The sequence below is a fragment of the Streptomyces sp. NPDC059373 genome, assembly GCF_042751495.1.
GTDB lineage: Bacteria > Actinomycetota > Actinomycetes > Streptomycetales > Streptomycetaceae > Actinacidiphila.
Window position 1 is genome coordinate 665,709 of sequence record NZ_JBHYXC010000002.1, and the last position, 19,052, is coordinate 684,760.

The window sequence follows — 19,052 nt, forward strand, 5'->3', positions numbered from 1 at the left end:
CCCGTACATGCGTCGAGGCCCCGTCTCCGGGGCCTCGGAACGTCATGCGTCCAGCATCAGCAGCCCCGCGAGCGGGGCATCATCACCTGGTGCCGACAGTGGGACGCGATCATCCCCCGATCGTACGGGGCCCGTCCGGCGCCCGGAAAGCGGATTCCGCGAGCCTGTCGATGAGCGGTGCCGCCAGGCGCAGCAACTCCCTTTCCGTGTGGGTCAGTTCGTACTCCATGCACTGGGCGAGCCAGCGGTCCCGCTGCTCCATATCGGCGGTAACGGCGGTACGCCCGGCCTCGGTCAGCGTGATCCGGTACTGGCGGGCGTCGGCGGCATCCCGGGCCCGCGTGACCAGGCCGTCGGCCTCCAGCCCGGCCAGGGTCCGGGTGAGCGACTGCGGCTGCACGTGCTGCGCGGCGGCCAGCTCCCCCGGGGTGCTCGGCCCGGCGCGGTGCAGGTGGCCGAGCACGCCGAGCCGCCCTGCGGGCAGACCGCCGGGCGGCTGCTCGGCGCGCAGCCGGCGGGCGAGGCGGACGGTGGCGCGGCGGAGGGCGGTGGCGGTGGTCGTCATGAGGGCTATCTGACGCCTTACGTAAGGTCTGGTCGGGTCGTTGGTGCTTTACTGCTGTGCTTTGCTGCCGATAATCTTACGCCAAGCGTAGTATCCGACCCATGGCCATACGGCTGCTCACTCTGCTGAGCTCCCTCGACCCCGGCTTCCTCCACCTCCGCCGCGCCGCCCAGACCCTCGCCGCCGCCCTCGCGGCGCTGCTGCTCACCGGGGGCGTTGGCGTGGGCCTGGGCCTGGGACCTGGCCTGGGCGGTCGCCTCGCGGTCGTATCCGTCGTCGTCGCCGTCACCACCGCCCGCAACCTGCGGAGCTTCACGACCCGGCAACGGGCGGCGGCCCTGGTCCATGTGCCGCTCGCGGGAGCGGTGGTGGCAGTGATCGGCGCCTTCATGGCACGCCATGCGGCGCTGGGGGCCGTGGTGTTCGTCGCGGCTGTCTTCGCCTCCCGGTGGCTGATCGGCCGGGGCGGCCGGGCGCGTCGGTTCGGCCGCCTGGCCCTCTCCCCGCTCATCGCGATGTTCGTCGTCCCGCTCCCCCCGCAGGCGGTCTCCGCGCCGGGCCCCCTCTGGCCCCTCCGGGTCGCTATCGCCTGCGCGATCGCCGTGGCCTGCGTCTGGGCCGCCCACTCCTTCGTCCTCCCCTGCCACCCCGCCCGCGACTCCGCGGCCGCCGCCCGCGCCTTCATCCGCCTCGCCCGCCACGGTTCGCCTCCCCAGGCCCTCCACCGCGCCGCCCTCGCCCTCGACGACCACCCACCCGCCGTCCACCCCCTCACCACCGCCCTCCTCCAGACCGAGTCCCGCTACGAAGCCGACCCGGCCGACCCCCGCCTCCCCGCCGCCCTCCTGCGCGCCGAGGCCCTGGCCGCCGAGCTGGCGCGCGGTGGGGACCCACGGAGGGCGGTCCCCGCAGCCGGCCCGTCCGGCGCTGCCGAGCGCTTGGCCCCGGCAGGGTCTGCGGGCGGTGTCATGCCGCCCGGCGGCCTCGATCTTCCGGCTCAGTCCTCGCCGCCGCCCGAGGCCTTCCCCGGCGATGGAGAGCACGCGGCCCGCGCCGGATCTGTGGCCGGTGTGATGTCGCCGGCCGATCCGCCCGGCGGCCTCGATCTTCCGGCTCAGTCCTCGCCGCCGCCCGAGGCCTTCCCAGGCGACGGTGAGCGCTCGGCCCGCGCTGGATCCGTCGCCGGTGTGATGTCCCAGGCCGATCCGCCCGGCGGGGGCAAGCTGCTGGCTCAGTCCTCGCCGCACGGCGGTTCCGACCGTGCTGACTCCGCTCCTGGACCGCGTTCCGGAGCCAGGCTCTCCGCCCACACCCGCCTCGCGGCGCAGCTCGCCACCGCCATGGGGCTCGCCTTCGCGAGCGGCCACCTGCTCTTCCCCCAGCGCTGGAACTGGCCGGTCATCACCGCCTTCGCCGTCTGCGGGGCGGCCCGCAGCCGTGGCGACGTCGTCCACCGGAGCGCCCTGCGCGTCCTGGGCGCCCTCTCCGGCGCGCTGACCGCCACGCCGGTCGCGTACGCCCTGTGGGGGCATGCCGGCGCGAGCGTCGCGGTGATCTTCGGCTACCTGTTCGTGGGCCTGTGGCTGCGCGACCTCGCGTACACCGCGTGGGCGTTCTGCGTGACCAGCCTGCTGGCCGTCCTCTACACGCTGTACGGCGACTCCGGCAGCGCCGCCCTGCTCGTCGAGCGCCCGGCGGGAATTCTGCTGGGCTCGGCGTGCGGGATCGCGGCGGCCTACTTCGTACTGCCGATCCGTACGGAGCGGGTGATCCGGGCCCGTACGGCGGCCGCGTTGCGGGCCCTGCAGTCGGTGGTCGAGGCGGCGCCGGGCACCGAGGAACTTCCCCTCCGCGCCCGCGCGTTCGACCGCACCCTCGCCGAGGTCCGTACCGCGGCCGCCCCCGCCCGGCTCGGCGGCCGCACCGCCACCGTCCCGGACCTGCTCGACCGCCTGGGCCGCCCCGTGCGCGCCCTCGCCGCAACGCCGGCCGCGCCCGCCGCCGACCAGGGCCCCGCCCTCGCCCGCACCGCCGCCAACGTCGGCCGCGTACGCCGCAAGCTCGGCCGCCTCCCGGAAGCCCGCCCCCCGACCCCGCCCCAACCGCGCCCCGGAGCGCCCGTGGCGGCGCCACTGGCCGAGCTCAACGCAACGCTGTCGGCCCTCTACGCACACCTTTAGCCAGCAGCCCGGTGTGCGGCCGCGCCAACACGCCGCCCGCCTCCGCGAACTCCGCGCTCAGCCGGTCGTACTGCCGCGCCCCCACCTCACACATCACGCTGCCCTTACCGGAAGCGGAGTTGCCCCGCAGTTGGATCCCAGACGCATCACGTCAAGCGATCGGCCCCGTCCGTCAGGTAGACCACTTGTACTTCCCGCCGCCCACCCACCGCACCATGGCCGGGTCGTCCAGGTCGACATGGTGCATACCCGCCGCATGCGCAAGCCTCAGCACATCGACCATGTCACGGGCGATCCCGACGGTCTCCCCGTTGATCTGTACGACCCGAAACGGCCGCTCGCCCCGCTCGACCGGGGTCACCACGATCGGGGACGACACAAAGGCCGGTGTCTCACTCTCGGTCATGGCTCCACGCTGCGCCCGCCACGCCGCACACGCAAACGCAGAGGGCCCGCCGGTCGAAACCAGCGGGCCCTCTGCTCTGGGTCGGGGTGGCGGGATTTGAACCCACGGCCTCTTCGTCCCGAATGAGGTCGGGACAAGATCGCTGCCAGGTGGATTCGTATTTGCGCTGGTCAGAGACGTGGATTCGAGTGGTCTGGGGTGGTGTCAGTGGGCCTCGGGGAGCCAATCGGCTCCCACCTGGCTCCCAGACGTTGCCTCCGAAGCCGCCGGCCGATCCGCAGGGTCATTGCACACGGCACCGCACCGCATCTATCTGGAACGGTAGCTCGCCGTAGTCGACGCCAAGCAGGAGATCGAGGGCCGTCCGCGGCCGAGGCTGATAGACATAGGGCATAGACCGGCATGGGAGTATCGATGGGTATTCGGCCAACGGCGTTCAGTGCGTTCGGGTTTGGTGTAAATTGGGAGTTCACGAAGGTGGACAGACTCATCGCACAACAAGCTTTGGACTTCCTCTCCGACAAGCGTGTGTTGACGGTTGGCCGTGCCCGCCCGCAGGTCGAGGCCACGGCATGCCTTGCGTCGGCTGCTGAGTGTCGGGCACGGCTATCCGAGGATCTGGAGCGTTTGGAGAAGCCTGGGGGCGATCTGCGCATCTGGCTTCGCGCCATGCGTAAAGGCTTTACGGACTTCCTCGAAGCTGGTGGTTCCAGCGGTGAACGGTTCGGCCCTGGATCCGATGAAGAGTTCAACGAGGCTCTGGCTCTGCTGCGAGATCGAGTCCAACAGCAGGCGAACGAGGTCTCAGACCGCTACAGGCTCACCGGCCTAAGCCTTCCGGAACACGAGGTATGGCCAACCGACTTGTAGCGGCAATGGCACCAGACACCCTGCCGCTGAGGCTGCCTGACGGCTTCGTCTGGACGGTTATCGCCGATGCCGCTCCGGTCCTCGGAGGTCAGCCGGCTGGCCAACTACGGCCTGACGCGGAGCGGCCTATCGCAAAGGTTAGATCTTCGGAAGCATGCGTCCATGACCACCGGTGACTTCTCGGATGCAGATCGCTCAGCCCTACTTGCGGAACGTCGGCAAGAGCTGGAGAACTGGCCAGCCCGACGGCGATGGCACATTGAGATGCACCCACTGCTGCACATCGACAAGCCGCGGCCAGGAGTCACGATCCCTGCCACGGACGACATGGAGCTACGGAAGGTCGTCGAGATCGTCGGCCGGTACTTCAAGAGCGAGTTGCGCTTCGACTTCCCACCATTCGCTGCTGAGCCGACTCGGCTGGACCTGGAGCAGTCTGTCGAAGGCGTGCTCTTCGACTCCCAGAAGCTACGAGCCACGTTCCCGGTCGCGGTCGGTGCCGCAGGCCTCAGCGTCCAAGACGGCGCGCGCTGGCTGGACTGGATCTGGATCCACCCATTCGAGCGGGGAACCGGACTCATGGATCAGATCTGGACCGACCTGGAAAGGATCTACGGAAGCGACTTCAAGATCTCGCCGCCAATCTCACCAGCAATGGCGGGCTTCCTCACCCACTCAGGCGTAGACCGCGGACGCTGGGCCTCCGGAGGCCGCTGACCGAGAGGAGGCCTCCCTCTCCCCGCCCATCGAACGAGGCGTTACGGCCGCCCCGACCTCGTGAGCCCGGCCGACCCGGATCAGGTGGCGCAGCAGATTTACAGCAGGCCTGATTTGCTAGTCCTGACCGGGGCTTTTCTCCGTTCCGTGTCTCGCCGGGGGACATCTGGGGGATCTACCCCGCCCCTGAACCCTCAGCCGACCGCCCTGAACAGAGGCTCTGTCGGTATGGAGTGGTCGGGAGGGGTGCGCCTCTGGTGTGGACCATTGCTGATCGATCACGCTTCCATGTCACCGCAAGGATCGTCAGCAACCCCTGCGTGCGGAGGCGAAGCGTGCGGTGCTCCACAGCCTCACAATCACCGCCCGTTTCATGATCGAATGAGGGCAATCACCCATGTTACTGATCAGTCAGTTGGTTACCTGGCGCTACGGACCGGTACGATGCTGTGATCTTGGGCTACTTGGCTGGCCTCAGTCTCGATAGGGTGACGTTTACCGATTCCGTAAACGTTCACTGGGGGCGGTGGTTACAATGGAAGTGTTGTTCGCGGATCGGAAGGTCGCCAAGATCTTTGAGTCCGAGAGGGACATGCGACGGACGTACGGAGCGCAGACGGCCGACAAGCTCGCCATGCGGCGTGCAGCTCTGGTCGCGGCCGAGACCCTTGAAGACATGCGCCCGCCGGCCCTCGGGAGGTGTGAGGAGTTGTCCGGCGACTGGGCCGGGTGCCTGTCCTTGCGCCTGACCGCCAACTGGAGGCTGATCTTCTCTCCGACCGAGTACGAGATGGACAAACAGGGCGGTCTCGACTGGTCGAGCGTGACATCAGTCACCATCGAAGAGATTAAGGACTACCACTAGCGAGCAGTATCCGGACTGGGGGTCATGCGAATGAATAATAATAGCACTGTCCGTGAACTGTACACCGCCGATGAACCGGACTACGCGGTTCCGCCGGGCGGTACTATTCTGGAATTTTTGGAAGATTCCGGAATGACTCAGAGGGAATTTGCCCTACGGTCCGACCTGAGTACGAAGCACCTAAATCAGCTCATCAAGGGCGTCGTCTCCCTTTCCCCGGATGTAGCTGAGAAGCTTGAGAGTGTAACTGGAATCCGCGCCCGATTCTGGAATCGGCTCGAAGCAGATTATCAATCAACAAGGCAGCGCTTGCGAAATGGTCGCGATCCGGCTGTCTTTGATGAGTGGTGCAAGTCCCTCCCCATGAAAGAGCTTATTAAGCGAGGGCAGCTTCCGGAAGAGCCGTCGGATAAAGCATCTCGCTGGGAGCAACTCTTGGCGTTTTTTGGTGTCTCAAGCCTCGACGCCTGGGCCGAGCTTTACGAAAAACCAGCAGCGGTATTTAGGCAGACGAAGGCCTTCGAGGCGAAGGTCGGGGCTGTAGCGGCATGGCTACGCCTGGGTGAGATCGCAGCTCAGGCGGTTCCGTGTGACCCGTTCGACAAGTCGGGGCTGCGTACGCAAATTCCTAAGCTTCGCTCTCTGACTCTTCTCCCACCAGAAGAATTCGAACCGGAACTAGTGAAGACCTGCTCTCGATATGGGGTCGCCGTGGTTTTCGTCAAGGAAATCACAGGTAGTCGTTCATGCGGAGCAACCAGGTGGACATCTCCCACCAAGGCTGTTATCCAACTCAGCTTGAGGTACAAGAGTGACGACCAGCTCTGGTTTACAGTATTCCACGAGCTTGGACACGTTCTTTTGCACGGAAGGCAAGACGTATTGGTCGAGTCGGATCGTCGTGCAACTTCAAAAGAGCCACAGGAGATTGAGGCGGACGATTTCGCCCGCGACATCCTGATTCCAGCGAAAGACGCAAAGCGTCTCGGCGAGTTGCGCTCGATCGCCAGCGTGAAATCATTCGCCCAAGAGATCGGCGTGGCTCCGGGCGTCGTGGTCGGTCGATTGCACCATGAAGGAAAATGGCCGCACCATTGGGGAAATCAACTCAAGCGACGCTTTGAGCTGGTATCGGATTTTGATTGACCCGTTCTCAGCGATTGCTCGCAGTCTTGTTCTGCAGCTTGCGGGTCATAGCGTAGGAGCGCCGCTCTTCGTACGGCTTGCTGACCAGCAGGACGGACGACACGTCTGGTGAACTCGATGTTCTCGGCGGTATTGCCCGCGCGAGGCTCAACGAGGATGGCAGCGTCAGGCACCCTCAACTCCAAAGTCCACTCCCTGTAGTGGACCGCCTCGCCTCGCGGCATGCGCTGCTGCGTCGTGGGACTGGTGGCCCCGGTGAACAATGCGTCGGTCAGCAGGCTGACGAAACCCCCAAGTAGACCAGGGTCGTATGCACCGCCAACCTTGTAGCGGCCGATGGCCAAAACGACCTGCAGATCGGTGATCTACTACGGCAGCAGCGAGTCGCCGCTCCCGACACGACAACGGGCAACGGCTGGCAGCGGTCTGCACTGCGTGTCCAAGTTCCGGAATCCTGGTCAGGATTTCTGCTGACCTGGCTCAATGGGGATATGGAGATCGGTGAGAACTGGGCCTACCGGGCCAGGCCCAAGGAGTTGGGCGGCGATGTCCGCCGGGTGGAAGTCGTGCGGACGGGCGGGCCGGGGAAGTCTGGACGGGTGCACGTACGGTTTCTGGAGGGCGACGAGGCCGGGCTGCAGGAGTGGGTGGATGTCAGCTGTCTGCTCTCCCTGTGGGCTGACGTCGAGGTGTTCCGGGCGGACGACGCGGCGGAGCTGACTCTCACCGAAGCCTCGCGGGCTGTGCGGGGCAGCACTGAGTTCGAGGCGGCCCGCATGGTGTTGGGGTTCGTCCGTCCCAAGAACAAGGTGCGCCTTCGCCGTGGCGTGGCCGACGCGGGCGTCCTGGAGATCGTCCGCTTCGATGACACCGCCGCGCTTCTCGGAATGGACCCCGCCGAACTGCGCACCGACCCGATGCTCCATGAGGACCGCAACGGCTTGTGCCTGGCCGGTTGGCCGATCACAGAGCGCGTCGCGCGCCATGTCGCCGAGAAGCACGCCGAGGAGATCCTGCCGGAAACCGACCGCCGGCAGCAGGCCCTTGCCGAGGAGCGGGCCCGGCCAGCATGGGACTCGTGGCAGCGCCGCAGGGACGACCGCAAACTGGAGGCGGAGGACGCCGTCCTGCGCACCGTCCGTGAGTGGTGCGGCCAGGAGCGGGCTGACCGCTACGACGAGCTGGTCGCCCTGCGCGCCGAGGTGCTACGGCTCGGTGAACTGGTCGAGCGGGCCGTGAAAGAACTGCGCAGCCGGGGACACGGGGTCATCGCCTCCACCATTGCCCGCGACCTCGGGGTCCATATCTCCAGCCTTGGTCCCGAGGTACGCCGCTGAGACCGGACCACGGATCCTGCTCCGGCCTCGACGGAGCGGGCTCCGCAGGAGGTTTCTCCTTCACGGGCCGGTACGGGCTCCATCCCTTGAGGAACGGCCGCAAGTCGTCCCCGGTCAGCTCGGCGTCGAACTCCTCCTCGCCCAGGCCATCGCCCGTCGCCGTCGGATCGAGCCGGTCTGCCTCTGTCTTCCCCCAGGCCGACCACTGCAGGAGCCGCTCCGTCTCCGCCGGCTCGGCGCTGCGGGCGGCGGCCTCCTCCAGCGCCGCGCAGAACACCCGGATCTCCCCCGCAGCACGCCACCGCTCCAGGGCCGTCCCGAAGCGCTCGGCCCGCGCCGCCTCAGCAGCCTCGTCCCGGGCCTCGGCGACTGCGACCTCCCACTCGCGCTGCCTGCGCTCCTGCTCCTCGGCCTCCAGCCGCCTGCGCTCGGATTCCCGCTGCTCCCGCTCCGACTGCAGCCGGAGCTGCTCCGCCTCCCGTTCCAGCCGTGCCCGCTCTTGTTCCTCGGCGCGTGTCTTCAAGGCACGGAAGACCGTGCCGATCTGTGTCTCCAGCGGCTTTCTGGGTGTGTCGGCCCAGTCCTCCTTCCAGCCGTAGCTGTAGCCCTGCTGAGCAAGGTGCAGCTCCAGCTCCCCGGAGGGCTCGAACCGCTGCGCGGGGGTTACCCGCTGCCAGCCGTACGTCTTTCGCCGACCGTGCTGGGTCGGTACGTACTGGACCTGCTTCTGCCGCTCCCGGAAGCTCAGCTCGTACGTCCTGCCGTGGACGGTGAGCAACGGCCGCGGCTGCTTGCGCTTCTTGGAGACCGCCATGTCACCGTGACGGGCAAGGGCCTCCTCGGCGAGAAGCCGGATCAGGGACAGCACCCGGGGGAGCACCTCCTCGGAGACCTCGAATGCGCTGTGGTCCGCCTGCACGGCGGCGACCACCTCGTCCACATCCGTGATGATCCTGCTGCGCTGCAACCGGATCCGGTTCCACTCGGTGTCGTCCTCGCCGGTCACCCTCAGCAGGCCAAGGAAGAAATCGCCCTTGGCCCGGCCGCTGTACTTCAGGTGGTACCCAGCCGGCGCGCAGGTGCGGGCGGCGTCGAACGCCCTGCGGTAACGGGCCCGTTCCCCCTCATCCGGGTTCGGGATCCGCAGGAAGCGCCCCGCCTTCTGCACCTCCTCAATCAATGCCGGTCCGGCGGCTGCTGGGGATGTCCTCGCAGGCTTGACGGCCGGCTGAGGCGAATTCCCTGCGGCACGTTTCATCGAGCCCCCACGGGTGCTGCGGCCTTCGCCCTCGGCTGCCTCGACGGTCATCTCGGTCTGCCGGGCTTCGGGTACCTGCTCCTCTGGCACGCCCTGGGCAGGGTGTTCGGAGTCGAGTGTCTTCTTGGCAGTCGACACCTTTCGCGGCTTCTTCGCAGGCAGGTCTGGATGGTGTCCGTGTTCCAGATAGAAGCGGCCAGCGTCGGTGATCCCGGCCTGCCACTTCCCGCCCGTCCTGGGCATGGCGATGAGCCCGCGCTCCTTCAGGGCCCGGGCGGAGAGGGCCAACTCGGGACTGTCCGAGGTAACCGGCTCCTCGCCTACTCCGATCCGGCTCAGTAGGGCGAGCTGACGTTCGTTGAGACGTGACCAACGCTGCATGGTTACGGTCGTACCGTCAGCTGCTGCCAGAGCACAAGCATTGCGGTGTGGATCAAGCCTGAGCACGTCTGAAATTGCCACGGTTCGGAGGAGCGGCTCCCGAAGTCCACCAGCCTTGCCGCCGACTTCAATGCCCGTTCGGCGGGCGGAAAGCCTGTAGGGACCTGAAGGCGGGGATGGTTGTAGGCGGTCTATGCCGAGTGGCTCTGCGCCCGTATCGTCATGGAACAGGGAAACGTTCGGACTGGGACTGGGCTCAGCAGACGTTGGGACGAGGCTGCCTGACCCCGTGTTGCCAGTAAGTCCGGTTGTTCCACGGCGGCTGGGGGAGGCACAGTGGCTGAGCCATGGGTCCAGAAACTGGTAGGTGAGTTCGGACTGGAGTGCCGGAACCGTCTCGGCCTCGGCGAACCAGAAGCCGCCATCAGCACGCCTGTAGAGAACTTAGTTCGGTCTATTGCTGAGCGCTTCCACTTTCGACTCCATTTGCATCGCGAGGTTCGGCGACCCGAACTGGGTGTACGGCCAGACTTCGCCGCCCGTTTGGGTGATCGGCAGGAGATCATTGGATATCTTGAACTGAAGCGGCCGGGTCGGAGTGTGACCCGTAGTGGACTGCGCGGAAGAGATTTGCGTCAATGGGAGACAATGACGCAGCTATCGAATGTGCTCTACACGAACGGCAGTTCGTGGGTCTTATATCGTGATGGCGAAGCCGTACGAACCGTTCACCTTGAAGGTGATCTCGAGCGTACTGGCAGTCGTCTACGGGCACCGGGAGAGGAAGGGGAATCTTTCCGGTTGCTGATTCAAGAATTCTTGGTATGGCGACCTGACCCCATCACCAGTGTCCGCGCCTTGATCAGGGCGGTGGCACCGTTGTGCCGTCTCCTGAAGGAAGAAGTGCTTGAGCAACTTGCTTTTGAATCCGAATCGTACGATCCGATCACAGGGCGTGCGACCATAAGACAATTCACGGCCTTGGCGAAAGACTGGGAGAGAGTCCTATTCCCGCGTAGCGGTGGGAAGGGTGATTATCACGTCGACTTCGCAGATCGCTATGCTCAGGCTGTCACCCACGCTCTGATTCTCGCGCGGGTGGAAGGCCTGGACGTCACCCATCAGAGTCTCCATGAGGTCGGGCAGCGACTTGGTGCCGAACATACCGTTATGGGTAAGTCACTCCAAATACTCACGGATCCCATTGGTCGGCAGTTTGGCAATTGCTTGGATATGCTCGTGCGAGTCATTGGGGCTATTGAGTGGGGGGAGATAAAGAAGCGCGAGCCGGACGCGCATGTGTATCTGTATGAAGACTTCCTGGAGGCGTACGACAAAAATCTTCGTCGCAAGTCAGGTACGTACTTCACTCCGATGCCGCTAGTTCAGAACATGGTCAGGCTGACCGAGGAGATTTTGGAGACTCGGCTAGGCTGCTCGCTTGGCCTGGCTGACAGCAAGGTTACGATTGTAGATCCAGCGATGGGGAGCGGCAGTTTCCTCAGCGCGGTAATCGACAGAGTCGCGAATCGGTGGGAGCACAAGGATGACGGGGAGCGAATAGAAGCCCTAGATAGTTTGTCTCGACGCCTTGTGGGATTCGAGAAGCAGATGGGCGCCTTCGCTGTAGCGGCGATGCGCATAACGCAGGCCCTCAGCCAGCAACAGACGCGGCTGCGTCTCAAGGATATGCATCTGCATCTGGCGGACACGCTTTCAGATCCTTGGGCAAAAGATTCCGTTCCCGACCTGGGTGCCGTCTATGCAGAACTAATCGAGGATCGGAGAACTGCCGATCGAATAAAGCACTCCGAGCCTGTCACCGTCGTAATAGGGAATCCGCCATTCATGGAGCAGGCGTTCGGCTTGGGCGGATGGATCGAGACCGGGTCGCCAGGACATTTTCAGGCGGCCAGCGAAGGAGATTGGTTCGATTCCGAATACGCTGCTCCCGGTAGACCCCTGCTCGACGGATTCCGCTTGGGCGGCACTCACGGCACATACGAGAACAAACTGCGGAATATGTACGTGTACTTCTGGCGATGGGCAACCTACAAGGTGTTCGAGCAGCACCGGTCTCAGCGTCAGAATGGGGCTGGTCTGGTGTGCTTTGTGAGCATGGCAGGATTTCTGCGCGGGCCTGGTTTCAGAGGTATGCGCGAGTACTTGCGAAGGACTTGTTCTGAAGGTTGGATCATAGACCTTTCCCCGGAAGGGCATATGCCGCCAGGGCCGACGCGCTTGTTTCCGGGAGTGAAGCAGGAGCTAGCTGTTGCAATCTTCGTACGAAAGCCAGACACATCCCAAGATGAGCCAGCCGTCATCCATTACACTGCTCTGACCGGTCACAGAGATGAAAAATATCGGAAGATAGATGAATTAACCGTCGAGAGCCCGTGTTGGCAGCAGACCCGCACGGGCTTGCAGGCAGAACTCACGCCAGCCCCTCACCTGAGCGACTGGGATGAATTTCCCACCCTGGCAGATATTTTGCCGTGGACGGCGACAGGGATTACGCCCCACCGTACATGGGTCTACGGTCCTGACAAGGAAACGCTCCGAAGGCGGTGGAATCACCTTGTTCAGGAACAGGACCTGAGAGAGAAGGCCCTACTCTTCAAGGAGACGCGTGACCGTACGCTGTTCAGCGTTGTTCCGCCGTTGCCAGGCAACTTGCCTCAACCGGAGTATTCGCTGAGCGCTGAGCGGGGAGAATCGGTTGAACCGGTTCCCGTGTGCTTCCGCAGCTTCGATCGGCAGTGGATTATCCCGGATAATCGACTCCTGGACATGCCACGCCCTGATCTCTGGCGTGCTCGGCGGGAGGATCAAATCTTCTTGCTGGAACAGCATTCGCATAAGATCGAGGCTGGGCCCGCTCTGGCCTTCTCCGCGCTCATCCCTGACAAACATGCCTTCAGAGGTAGCGGAGGTGGGCGGACGCTTCCGCTACGCCACGCCGATGGAGTGCCAAACATTTCTCCCGGCTTGCTTCAGCACCTCGCGAACTCATTCCTTGTAGCAGATATTACGGCCGATGACCTGGCGGCCTATATAGCCGGTGTTGCAGCTCATCCTGCATACACTCGGCAGTTCGCTGATGAGTTGAACACCCCTGGAGTCCGTATCCCGATCACGGGGGACTCCTCACTGTGGAACGAGGCGGTGAGTCTGGGCAAACATGTTATCTGGGCGGCTACCTTTGGGGAGCGTTACGTAGACAGCGATGCAGGCCGGCCAGCAGCTGGTGTGGGACTTCGTAAAGCCTTGCCAGAGCCCATCGTGTACAGGCCCGTGATTGACCTACGACCTCTTCCCTCCGAGGCGCTATACGATTCTAATGCGCGACAGCTCCAAATAGGAACGGGCAAATTTCACAATGTCAACAAACGAATGTGGGAATATACTGTCGACGGTCGGCGAGTGATTGACCGCTGGCTCAGCAGCCGCGGGAGTAATCCGACTGGGCGGGTCGGTAGCTTTCTGGATCGAATTCGCAGCGAGACGTGGCAGAAGGAATGGAGTGAAGAACTCATTTTTCTGCTGGCTTCGCTACGCCACCTCACTGACTTGGAGCCCGCGCAGGCTAACTTGCTCAATCGTATTCTCGCTCGGCCGCTGATCACAAAGCAGGAACTCCTCCGGCGAGAAATCCTCCCGGTCCCCTCCTACGCCACCAAGCCACGTCCTGCTGTTGTGGCGGAGGATGTGCTACCTGGGATGGGCGAGTTCGGCGGACAATTGCGCTCTAGGGTCCAACCGATCTCTCCCGGCCCTCCAGACGCTGAAGCGTCGCAAGAGGCGTCACCGAACAGTGGACGGCGCCGTGGCACAGGTCATCGGAATCACCGTTCTACAGATCACGGTTGACAGACAGGAGGGTCCCCGCTCCTCGCGTCAGGCAGCGCAGTCGCGGCAGACCGGCTGACCGTTCTTCTCAGAAGCTAGCTGGCTGCGATGGTGCACTAGGAAGCAGCTCATGCAAGTGAACTCGTCGGCCTGTCGGGGAAGCACTCGGACGGACAGTTCCTCGTTGCTGAGGTCCGCCCCTGGCAGCTCCAAGCCTTCGGCTGCGTCGAACTCATCGACATCGACGGAACCAGTCGTCTTCTCGTTTCGGCGTGTCTTTAGCTCCTCGATGCTGTCCTCGGTGCCGTCGTCATCTGTTTTGCGTGGGGTGTCGTAGTCGGTAGCCATGGTGTCCTCCGCTTTCGGGTCTCTCGCAGGTAACGCTCGGCGGGCTGTACTTGTGCCCGAAGCCGGTCGTTTGTCTCGAAAGACACCAACACCGCCTGTTGCTGTCGAGAGGAGCAGGCGATCACGCGGGGCCGTCCTGGATGTCTAGTGGCGGCAGAGCATCCACGATCCTCATCGTCTTCAGGCTCACGGTGACGATGCGCTTGAGCAGGTCGACGATGTAACGCGGGTCGTCAGACCAGTCGTTCGGATCGTTGACGATAGTGCTCGGCTTGTCCACCTTTACTTGGTAGCGGTCCATAATCCACTCGATCGCGGAACGGGCGCCAAGCTGATACCGGTACGCCTCCTCTGGGATATTGGAGAGGGTGACACGAGTATTGTAAATGATCGTGGAATGGTCCTGCCTGTTTCGGAACTTCATCTTTGTGACCTGGTAAAGATCGGACGGCAGGGTGCCCAGCTGGCCACTGACGGTCTCTACAATTCCACTGTACGGATTCACCTTCTCGTAGCCCGTGTGCAGATCAAATAGATTTCGGCCGGCGTTGGCGAATCCGTGGAAGTCGAGCGCCTTGGGGATTCGCGGAAGAGACTTCTTGAGGTCGGCAACGAACTGCTCCCTATATGCGGGAGAGTGGAGCAATCCGTAGACGTAGTGGAAGATGTCATCCTTGCCGATGTTGGCGTCACCGTAGGCAGTTCGGTAGTCGCGGAGCGCGGCATCTGTGATGTTATCGACGCGTTCATAGCCAGGCTCCTCAGAGGCGCCGAAAAGGTCGTCGCTCTTTCCGAGTTCGCGGTAAGTGTAGCGAGTGAACAAGTAACCACCCTTTCCGAAGACATCGAGACATGGCAAGGCGTCTACGGCAAGCAACGCAAATTCGCTGGTGGCATGGTATCCATTGATGTAAAATCCGAAATTCTCGGACTCTGGCGTCGGGAACATCTGAGGCAGTTGGCCGGGCCTGTGATTGAGATCCCGGTCGAAGTAAACCACTTGCCGACTGAAGGGTCGGTACATGCTGGTGGTGATGTGACTGGATTCGAAGGCGACTCTCCTCCCGCGTGCAACCTTGGGGATAAGACTCGATGACCAGCTGATCTCCTTCGGATTGCGGTCAACGAAGGACTCCACAGTCTGGCTGGGGTCAGCGATCTCGTTCTTCACGCAGTACGCACTAAAGTCTTCTACCTGGGAGTTGTAGAAATCGATAGTGCGCCGGACGTTCTGCTCAATTTTCTCGCGCGAGTAGTTGTAGACCCATGCATCGCGATTCGTTCCCAGTCCAAGCGAGTAGGAACTGAAAATTGGATCCGGCCCGATTATCCCCTTCCTGGCATTCTGCCCCAGCGGCTGGAAGGCGGAAAATTGCTCGTCGCGTTGATTGATCCAATCGCCCTCAGGATTAGGGATTACCTTGTCCCAAGGAACCGAGTCGAGGCTCTGACCGCCGAGAATCCGCAGTTTATCCTCACGGCTGAGGTAGTCACCGATGTCTCGGTAGTGAAGGGTGCATCCACTGGTCGCAGGCTTGCTTCCCTTGACGAGGACCAGGATGGCGACCGTGTTGCGACTGCCCGAGCCGAAGATCTTGCCGCCCTCCTTGCGCGACAGCTCGCCTGCAGTGCGCTGGTTGCCGCGCAAGTTGTAGCAGTAGATCGCATCGAACTCGTCTACCAGGCACTTTCGCAGGCCGTCATAGGTGTTGCCGTCGATGTAACCGCCGTTGGAAACATATGCCACTACCCCGTCATCCTTGATCCGGTCGGAAGCCCATCGGATGGCGCGGATGTAGGAGTCGTACAGAGTCCGCCGCGAAGTTGCGCTTGTGACCGCTCCGTAGGTCGACTCGATGCGGCCGTCAAGGGCCATGTATTTCTGGTTCTGATTGTTGTCGTTGGCACTGTCCTGCCCCACCGAGTACGGCGGGTTGCCGACGATCACGGTGATGTTCTGCTTCTGCTGTTTCTTCGCGCGCTCGCTGTTGCCTTCCATTACGTCCATCCCGTCGAGCTTCGCCGTGCCCTCGGCAAGCTGGAAGGTGTCCGTCAGAACGATGCCTTCGAAGGGTTGGTAATCGCCGCCGGCCAGGTCGTGGAAAGCGGCCTCGATGTTGACGGCGGCGATGTAATACGCGAGGAGCACGATCTCGTTGGCATGCAGCTCACTCGTGTACTTGCGCAGCAGATCCTCGGGCTTGATGAGGCCGGACTGGAGGAGGCGGACGGGAAAAGTTCCAGTGCCGACGAAAGGGTCGATGATCTGGACACCCTGGTCGGACAGGGACTTGCCGAAGTGCTTCGCCAGGGCCTGTTCTGTGGAGCGGATGATGAAGTCGACAACCTCAATCGGCGTATATACGATCCCGAGAGCGTCAGCAGTCTTCGGCAGAGCAGTCTTGAAGAACTTGTCGTACAGCTCGACAATGACTTGCTGGCGTCCCTCGTGGTTGTCGATGCCCTCTGCGCGGACCTTTACCGAGTCGTAGAAGCCCTGCAGGGTCTTTGCCTCGGCATCCAGGCCCTGGTCGTCAAGGATGTCGAGCATCCGCTGCATAGCCTTCGAGACGGGGTTGTGCTCGGCGAAACCGTAGTCCTTGAACAGGGCGTCGAAGACTGGTTTGGTGACGATGTGCTGGGCGAGCATATCGATGGCGTCGGTCTCGGTAACGCCCGGGTTTATGTTCAGCCGCAGCTCGCCAAGGAACTCCTCGAAGGCGGCCTTCTTCTCGGGAATTGTGAGTGCGGCCTTGATGCGGGTGACGTGTCGGGCGGCGATCTGGGCGATGTCCTTGGCCCAGTCTTCCCAGTAGTGGCGCTCGCCGACTTTGTGGACGATGCGGGCGTAGATGGCTTCGCGCCAGTCATTGACGGAGAACAAGGAGTCCTGGATGTGCTGGGCACTCTGGGCTTCCTTCTCTTTAGCGTCCTTGGCGCTGTCGGTGGTGCTGGATCCGTCCTTGTCGCCGATCGATTCGTCGCTGGGGCCGATGGCGCCGATGCCAATTTTGTTGTCGGGCCTGTTCTTGTTCAGCTCGATCTGATTGACGGTCGCGTTGAAGCGGTCGTCGTGCGCGCGCAGGGCCTGGAGGACCTGCCAGACAGTCTTGAAGCGATGATTCTCGGCGAGGGCCTTCTCCGGCGGCATCCCGGCGGGGACGGCGACGGGCAGGATGATGTAGCCGTAATTCTTGCCGGGGGCCAGGCGCATCACGCGGCCGACAGACTGGACGACGTCGACCACGGAGTTGCGGGGGTGGAGGAAGAGGACGGCGTCCAGGCTGGGTACGTCGACACCCTCGGACAGGCAGCGGGCGTTGGACAGGATGCGCGCGTTGGCCGGGCCAGGGTCCTGCTTAAGCCAGTCCAGCAGCCTGTTGCGCTGCAGGGTGTTGAACGTGCCGTCGACGTGGCCGACTTCGCAGTGCAGCACGTCGTCGTCGGCGTCGTCGTAGGCGTCCACGACCTCGTTGAAGCGGGTGGCGATCGACTTGGAGTCGGCGATGGAGCGGGCAAAGGCAACGGCTCGCTTCATGGGTGCCTCACCTTCGGCGAAGCCGGAGCCGTCGGCGAAGGTGCCGGTGCGCTTGGCCATGGCATTCCAGCAGCCGATGATCTTCGCGGCATCGTCGATGTTCAGCTCGGACGACCCGCTCGCGAAGCCCTCCTGGAGGGTTTTCGCGACTACGCCCTCGTCGATGGTGAGGATGAGGACCTTGTAGTCGGTGAGCAGGCCCTGTTCCACTGCCTGACCGAATCCCAGACGGTGGAACTCCGGACCATATGTCTGTTCGTCGTCCATCGAGGCCATGACCGCGTCCGCGTTCTTCGCATCGGACTTGGTGTCCTCGTTGTAAATCCGCGGGGTGGCTGTCATGTAGACGCGGCGGTCTGCGCCGAGGTAGTCGTCGTCGTGGACCCGGACGAACGTGGACTCGTCGTGGCCGGCCAGGGTGACGCCGGTGGTGCGGTGTGCCTCGTCGCACAGGATGAGGTCGAAGCGGGGCAGGCCCTTCTTCTGTGCCTCGGAGATGGTGGCGATGGACTGGTAGGTGGAGAACACCACGGTCAGTCCCGGGACCGCTTCCACGCTGGCCATCTGCTGGATCAGGCGGTCCGGGTCAGTAGTGGCGGGCAGGGCCAGGTCGTGGGTGGACATGTCCTTGTCGTCGCCCACGGTCTGCTGCTTGCCGACCTTGGTGTCCGAGCACACCGCGAAGGCACGTAGCGGCACTTCAGCCTCGTACGACCACTCGCGGAGCGTCTGGGAGAGCAGAGCGATCGAGGGGACCAGGAAGAGGACAGTGGTGTGCTCGCCCTCGCCGGCCTGCGTCCGCTCCTTCTGCAGCCGTTCCACGATCTTCAGGCCCGTGAAGGTCTTGCCGGTACCACAGGCCATGATCAGCTTGCCGCGGCTGTGCTCGGCAAGGCCCTGGAAGACGTCGTTGATCGCGTCGCGCTGGTGCTTGCGCGGTGACTTTTTCGCCCGCAGCGTCAGCTCGACCTGAAGGCCGGCCGTGGGGAGGTGCCACTCCACTGGGCTGCCGGCGATGTCGGACAGACCAACACGGGTGACGGGGATCTGCTGATCATCCAGCGCAGCCTCGGCGTGGACGCCCCACTTGTCTGTCGTAGAGATGATCATCCGGCGGGTGAAACCGCCCTTGCCGGAGGCCGTGAAGAAAGAGTCGAGGTCCTCCTTGCGCATGGTGTGCTGAGGCTCGTAGAACTTGCACTGGATGGCGCAGAAGCCACCGGTCTCCCGGTCCTGGGCCACCAGGTCAATGCCGGTGTCCCGCTTGTCGTGCTCTGCACCCGGCCAGTCGGCCCACATCCACACCCGGGTGAACTGCTCGGTCCACTGAGGGTCGGTGCTGAGGTACTCGACCATCAGCTCCTCGAAGCGGGTGCCGCGATCGCGATTCACGCCGGAGCCGTCGCGGATCGCCTTGAGGACGTCGTGCACCGTCGTGGTCGTGGCCACTGCGCTTCGCTTCCCATCACACTCAGAGGCGCGCGAGGCGCGCGCCGAAAAGTCACACCAGAGGTGTTCAGACCCTACTGGCACCCGCGGACATCACACACGGAGTCCGGCAGGGTTGCGCCCGAGACATGGCACCCCTGCGC

At 63.6% G+C, this 19,052-nt stretch carries 12 protein-coding genes and 1 pseudogene; 7 read left to right on the top strand and 6 right to left on the bottom strand.

Annotated elements, in window-relative coordinates; translation table 11 throughout:
- Window positions 1-109 precede the first annotated feature (109 nt).
- Window positions 110-565: a MarR family winged helix-turn-helix transcriptional regulator gene (locus ACFXJ5_RS07350; protein ID WP_384628080.1), complete on the bottom strand. Its 456-nt coding sequence runs from the start codon at window positions 563-565 to the stop codon at window positions 110-112.
- Between the two features lie 101 nt (window positions 566-666).
- Here ACFXJ5_RS07350 and ACFXJ5_RS07355 point away from each other — a divergent pair, with 101 nt between their 5' ends.
- Window positions 667-2,745 carry an FUSC family protein gene (locus tag ACFXJ5_RS07355; protein WP_384628082.1) on the top strand — a complete coding sequence of 693 codons (2,079 nt, stop codon included), beginning with the start codon at window positions 667-669 and terminating at the stop codon, window positions 2,743-2,745.
- Between the two features lie 172 nt (window positions 2,746-2,917).
- Here the strand turns inward: ACFXJ5_RS07355 and ACFXJ5_RS07360 are convergent, their stop codons facing one another.
- Window positions 2,918-3,151: a hypothetical protein gene (locus ACFXJ5_RS07360; protein ID WP_384628085.1), complete on the bottom strand. Its 234-nt coding sequence runs from the start codon at window positions 3,149-3,151 to the stop codon at window positions 2,918-2,920.
- A 477-nt stretch (window positions 3,152-3,628) separates the two neighbouring features.
- On the opposite strand from ACFXJ5_RS07360, the gene ACFXJ5_RS07365 reads away from it, so the two are divergent.
- The 4 genes from ACFXJ5_RS07365 to ACFXJ5_RS07380 all read left to right on the top strand — a co-directional run bounded on the left by ACFXJ5_RS07365 (window position 3,629) and on the right by ACFXJ5_RS07380 (window position 6,749).
- Entirely contained in the window at window positions 3,629-4,021 is a 393-nt protein-coding gene (locus tag ACFXJ5_RS07365; protein ID WP_384628087.1) for a hypothetical protein, read from the top strand.
- Between the two features lie 162 nt (window positions 4,022-4,183).
- Complete coding sequence (locus ACFXJ5_RS07370) at window positions 4,184-4,738, top strand: hypothetical protein (protein ID WP_384628090.1); 555 nt, start codon at window positions 4,184-4,186, stop codon at window positions 4,736-4,738.
- A 535-nt stretch (window positions 4,739-5,273) separates the two neighbouring features.
- Window positions 5,274-5,603 (top strand): type II toxin-antitoxin system RelE/ParE family toxin, encoded by a 330-nt coding sequence (locus ACFXJ5_RS07375; protein ID WP_384628093.1) that lies wholly within the window; start codon window positions 5,274-5,276, stop codon window positions 5,601-5,603.
- A 24-nt stretch (window positions 5,604-5,627) separates the two neighbouring features.
- A complete protein-coding gene (locus ACFXJ5_RS07380) occupies window positions 5,628-6,749 on the top strand; it encodes an ImmA/IrrE family metallo-endopeptidase (protein WP_384628096.1) in 1,122 nt (373 codons plus the stop codon).
- Window positions 6,750-6,783: 34 nt separating this feature from the next.
- Here ACFXJ5_RS07380 and ACFXJ5_RS07385 read toward each other — a convergent pair.
- A pseudogene (locus tag ACFXJ5_RS07385) lies at window positions 6,784-7,114 on the bottom strand (ElyC/SanA/YdcF family protein); the annotation flags it as partial.
- Window positions 7,115-7,240: 126 nt separating this feature from the next.
- Between ACFXJ5_RS07385 and ACFXJ5_RS07390 the strand changes: the two are divergent.
- Window positions 7,241-8,086: a PE-PGRS family protein gene (locus ACFXJ5_RS07390; protein WP_384628099.1), complete on the top strand. Its 846-nt coding sequence runs from the start codon at window positions 7,241-7,243 to the stop codon at window positions 8,084-8,086.
- Here ACFXJ5_RS07390 and ACFXJ5_RS07395 read toward each other — a convergent pair.
- The gene (locus tag ACFXJ5_RS07395) at window positions 8,016-9,725 is read right to left on the bottom strand and encodes a PE-PGRS family protein (protein ID WP_384628102.1); all 1,710 of its coding nucleotides are present in this window, start codon (window positions 9,723-9,725) and stop codon (window positions 8,016-8,018) included. The genes ACFXJ5_RS07390 and ACFXJ5_RS07395 overlap by 71 nt on opposite strands.
- Window positions 9,726-10,061: 336 nt before the next feature.
- Here ACFXJ5_RS07395 and ACFXJ5_RS07400 point away from each other — a divergent pair, with 336 nt between their 5' ends.
- The gene (locus ACFXJ5_RS07400) at window positions 10,062-13,595 is read left to right on the top strand and encodes a type ISP restriction/modification enzyme (protein ID WP_384628105.1); all 3,534 of its coding nucleotides are present in this window, start codon (window positions 10,062-10,064) and stop codon (window positions 13,593-13,595) included.
- A gap of 27 nt (window positions 13,596-13,622) precedes the next feature.
- Here ACFXJ5_RS07400 and ACFXJ5_RS07405 read toward each other — a convergent pair whose 3' ends face one another.
- Both ACFXJ5_RS07405 and ACFXJ5_RS07410 read right to left on the bottom strand, forming a co-directional pair.
- Complete coding sequence (locus tag ACFXJ5_RS07405) at window positions 13,623-13,922, bottom strand: DUF4193 domain-containing protein (protein ID WP_384628108.1); 300 nt, start codon at window positions 13,920-13,922, stop codon at window positions 13,623-13,625.
- Window positions 13,923-14,043: 121 nt separating this feature from the next.
- On the bottom strand, window positions 14,044-18,909 hold the full coding sequence (locus ACFXJ5_RS07410) for a DEAD/DEAH box helicase (RefSeq protein WP_384628111.1): 4,866 nt from the start codon (window positions 18,907-18,909) through the stop codon (window positions 14,044-14,046).
- Between the last annotated feature and the right edge of the window lie 143 nt (window positions 18,910-19,052).

Excerpts from the sequence above, each read along its gene's own strand:
- ACFXJ5_RS07395 (WP_384628102.1), bottom strand. The coding sequence starts at position 9,725 with ATGCAGCGTTGGTCACGTCTCAACGAACGTCAGCTCGCCCTACTGAGC.
- ACFXJ5_RS07390 (WP_384628099.1), top strand. The coding sequence starts at position 7,241 with ATGGAGATCGGTGAGAACTGGGCCTACCGGGCCAGGCCCAAGGAGTTG.
- ACFXJ5_RS07405 (WP_384628108.1), bottom strand. The coding sequence starts at position 13,922 with ATGGCTACCGACTACGACACCCCACGCAAAACAGATGACGACGGCACC.
- ACFXJ5_RS07350 (WP_384628080.1), bottom strand. The coding sequence starts at position 565 with ATGACGACCACCGCCACCGCCCTCCGCCGCGCCACCGTCCGCCTCGCC.
- ACFXJ5_RS07375 (WP_384628093.1), top strand. The coding sequence starts at position 5,274 with ATGGAAGTGTTGTTCGCGGATCGGAAGGTCGCCAAGATCTTTGAGTCC.
- ACFXJ5_RS07355 (WP_384628082.1), top strand. The coding sequence starts at position 667 with ATGGCCATACGGCTGCTCACTCTGCTGAGCTCCCTCGACCCCGGCTTC.
- ACFXJ5_RS07370 (WP_384628090.1), top strand. The coding sequence starts at position 4,184 with ATGACCACCGGTGACTTCTCGGATGCAGATCGCTCAGCCCTACTTGCG.
- ACFXJ5_RS07360 (WP_384628085.1), bottom strand. The coding sequence starts at position 3,151 with ATGACCGAGAGTGAGACACCGGCCTTTGTGTCGTCCCCGATCGTGGTG.
- ACFXJ5_RS07380 (WP_384628096.1), top strand. The coding sequence starts at position 5,628 with ATGCGAATGAATAATAATAGCACTGTCCGTGAACTGTACACCGCCGAT.